This is a genomic window from Labrenzia sp. OB1 (assembly GCF_001624695.1).
Lineage (GTDB): Bacteria > Pseudomonadota > Alphaproteobacteria > Rhizobiales > Stappiaceae > Roseibium.
This window is the reverse complement of record NZ_JSEP01000060.1, coordinates 1-3,613: the sequence shown is the minus strand read 5'-3', so window position 1 is coordinate 3,613 and position 3,613 is coordinate 1. Positions and strand designations below refer to the sequence as shown.

The 3,613-nt window shown below is 53.3% G+C and carries 3 protein-coding genes and 2 pseudogenes; all 5 read right to left on the bottom strand.

All coding sequences use genetic code 11. The features are described 5' to 3' along the window. Positions 1-437: pseudogene (locus tag OA90_RS29740) on the bottom strand (transposase); the annotation flags it as partial. A 360-nt stretch (positions 438-797) separates the two neighbouring features. Further along, the gene (locus OA90_RS28900) at positions 798-1,472 is read right to left on the bottom strand and encodes a sel1 repeat family protein (RefSeq protein WP_156510719.1); all 675 of its coding nucleotides are present in this window, start codon (positions 1,470-1,472) and stop codon (positions 798-800) included. A gap of 468 nt (positions 1,473-1,940) precedes the next feature. After that, a complete protein-coding gene (locus tag OA90_RS27390) occupies positions 1,941-2,207 on the bottom strand; it encodes a hypothetical protein (protein WP_068420179.1) in 267 nt (88 codons plus the stop codon). Further along, the gene (locus tag OA90_RS27385; RefSeq protein ID WP_244274719.1) at positions 2,204-3,244 is read right to left on the bottom strand and encodes a phage portal protein; all 1,041 of its coding nucleotides are present in this window, start codon (positions 3,242-3,244) and stop codon (positions 2,204-2,206) included. Before OA90_RS27385 ends, OA90_RS27390 begins: the two co-directional genes overlap by 4 nt. A 109-nt stretch (positions 3,245-3,353) precedes the next feature. After that, positions 3,354-3,613, bottom strand: a pseudogene (locus OA90_RS29735) (transposase); the annotation flags it as partial.

Genomic DNA, 3,613 nt, shown 5'->3' with positions numbered 1-3,613 from the left:
CTAAGCAACGCTGAGAGGGGGCGTCATGGTCCGAAACTCCGCCGCTTTTCGTGGTTTTGACGCTCTGACTGTCGACAACACCGGCTGTTGGAAAGGACTGGCGTCCTTCCAGTTCACACGTGGCCGAGACGAGGATGTGGTTGATCGTCTGCCAAAGGCCGGTATCACGCCAGCAATAGAAATAGCCTCGCACCGTGGAGGCCGGAGGAAAGTTTTGCAGCAGTGAACCGCCCCTGACAACCGCTGGCTGCGATATAAAGGATCGAGTTCATAACTCTCGCATGTTGCTCTTGCGCGGCTGGCTACGCGGTTTGGCCGGTGGGATAAGCGGCGCCACCACAGACCATTCCCGGTCCGTCAAATCGCTTGGATATAGAAGAGAGGCGCGGTTGTGTTGCTTGCGCAGTGATATCATTCCAAGGAATCCGATCCTCCATCTTCCGGAAAAAGACGGTTGAATCACAACCCGTAGATATCACTCAACTACTTTTAAATCAGTCTCTCAGACAGTGGGTGTGTCCCGTTCCAATTTGCATGGCTTGCAAAGCCGGGTCGGGGTTATCACAAAGCTCAGAACGCGCCGTGGGTATTGCAAGTTTATTTTGTTCGGCATGCTGCGAGACAAATGAGGCGGCCGCCAGCATCCGTCACGCCCCCTTCGTAGGCGATCGCGGTCAGCCGGTCATACACAGTTCCCGGCTAACGCAGGGCGATGATGTCTGAATCGGTGGTTATGGCGTATCGTTCCTATTGGTAGTTCTGTCAGGCTTCGACACCCGCCACGATACGACGCATTCTCAAACCAACTCAGGAATTGCCAAAATTTTCGCGTCTAACTTGGCGCTCCATTCAGCCATCTTTTGTAGATCCGCGTCCACGCCGTCACCGTCACGATAGGCTCTTATCACTCGTGTCATCCCATTAAAATCATTGTGGTCTGCAGCTTGTCGGAAGAGATTAAACGCCGTTTCCTCGTGCTCCGGTGTTCTATCTGCTAGAGCATGAAATCGATCTCCCACAGCGACCGCTTGGTGAGGAAATAGTTCAATCAGCCCTGTCCGCAACTCATGCAAAGAATTTCTGATTTGTTCGTCCTGCGCCTCAATTTTTTTGGTTCTTCCTTCGACGTAACTGGACGGCATTAGTCTGATCCTGGCCAAACCTTCAAGCATTCTATGATAACGGGTTTTACAATCAGAATAACGGTCTACCAAATCAAAATCTGGCCGAACAGCTAATGCGATGAGCGCTCTCAGCGCAGGCATCGTATTTGAATCCCGCTTTAGATTAATAGATGAATTAAATACTCCTATAAGAACATCGACAACAGGAACGTTTTCGTCGTTTATCTTGCGATCTAATTTTTCAGCTCTTATGGTATGCAATTTCTTTAAACATTCATAGACTCTTTTAGAATTATCAATTTTCAGTTCATTAGAAAATTTGCGATCAATTCGCAGACCTTGCAACATTTTGTTTATTGCTTTGGATTCCGATTTATTCAAACTGTTCGTTTTGTGACGCAATCTCCAATTGCTACAAATCTTGGTGCTACTTTTGAAATATTTGGAGATTTTGTCTAGAATATTCGACTTTCGTGACGCTGATCGCACAGTCTTGCTGCTAGAATAAGAAAATTTGTCAGCATGGACACTGGCTGGGGACACAGCTTGCGCAAAACTGTTGCTGTTTGTACTACTTGATGTGCTGACAGGCTTTACAGTATTTCCCAATGCTCTTTAGCTCCTTGCGCTTTCCAGTGTTCAATGAATTCTAATCATTGCAAACGACGCTCCGTTCAGATGTCTTAAATGGCACAGTAAACCGGAGATTAGCCCTTAGCCGGATTGTTCATCAGACTTCTCGTTTAGCTATCCCCAACGAACCCGTACAAAACGAGTTCGCCGTTCACATAAACCGGCATCGGTTCCGTCCTTGCTCTAGATGAATCGTATTCCGCGTGCCCGTCCGCGGCGGTTCTGACCACCCGCCCTGGCGCACTTGGTTTCATATTCAGCGATCAGGCCGTTCAGCGCGCCGATATTGGCCTTGCTGAACGTCACCTCCTCGCCGCCCATGCGTATGATCAGCTCAGACGTCCCGGAGGCCACTGAGAGCAGCCGCTTTTTAAGTGCGGTGGCAACGTCGCATGGTGCGTTGATGTCAACCTCTTCGCCGCCGATCACGATCAGGGAGGAAACGCTCAATTCCCTACCTCCCTGTCTTGGTCCGGTTCCTCGGCGGAGCCGGCCTTCGCCGGATCTTTTGGCGCATAGGGCGACATCATGCCCGCCTCGATGTAGCGCTCATGTGTCTCGCGCCGCTGCTCGAAAAGATCATCCGGATCGAGACCGAGATCAGCTGCCTCGATCTCGATTGAGCTTGTTCCGTTGCCGAGCCGCTCGCTCGACGCCTTCGCGCTTTTCAGGTCGTCCGCAGTCGGTTTGGGCGGTCCCTGCCAGCTTGCCTGACAGACGGCCTCGCGGTTGGACAGGAAGGCCTGGTAGCCACCCTTGAACGGTATGCGGCCCTCGCCGATCTCCTCGTCGATCCAGCTTTCATAGAGCGCACGTTCGATCGGGACAGCGCAACGGTCGCGCCGGCGGATCACAACCGGCCAGATTGACGAGTTTTCCATTCGGACCGACGAATAGGTTGCGTTCGTGTGATCCATGGTCAGGGCCCCGTAGGAGATCCCGATCGCCCGGGCCGTATCGCGAGACAACGCGTTCGAAAACGGCAGATACTGGTTGCCGGGCGTGCCGGCCGACTTGAAGTCAAGCTTCTCACCGGGTGCCAGATGCGACACCTGCGGATCTCCACCAATCCTGATGTCGTCTTCGGCGGCGGCTTCAAGGCTGCCCTTCAGGTAGTCGACATAGTCGTTGGCATAGTCCGAAGCCCCGTTGACATTTTCCGATTTGAGCACCTCCAGGGCCTCGAACGCTTCCATGGTCGGTTTTTCGCTGGTCAGCGTTGCTGCAAAGACGGTCTGGAGGATCGCTGTCTGCAAGGTCGCATCGTCGAGCATCTCATGCTGGATATGTTTGCGAAACGCAGATGCCAGGACAGAAATCCCGCGCACGTCCGTCGCGTCCATCGGATCGAAGACATGCACAACAACGTCCCGCCCTGCTCGATCGAAGGCATCGTATTTTCGTTTCACCGTGATGCCGGATGCACGCTCCTGAAAGAGGTAGCCGACCGGACGACCGTTTTCATCGTGATAGCCCCCCTGGAACAGGCCTTCGGCCTCGTTCGTATCCTGGACAAGGCGGTGATGACGTGGCGCTTGCGGCCCTTGACCTTTTTGCCCATTGCCCGGCAGGCGATGCTAAGCAACGCTGAGAGGGGGCGTCATGGTCCGAAACTCCGCCGCTTTTCGTGGTTTTGACGCTCTGACTGTCGACAACACCGGCTGTTGGAAAGGACTGGCGTCCTTCCAGTTCACACGTGGCCGAGACGAGGATGTGGTTGATCGTCTGCCAAAGGCCGGTATCACGCCAGCAATAGAAATAGCCTCGCACCGTGGAGGCCGGAGGAAAGTTTTGCAGCAGTGAACCGCCCCTGACAACCGCTGGCTGCGATATAAAGGATCGAGTTCATAACTCTC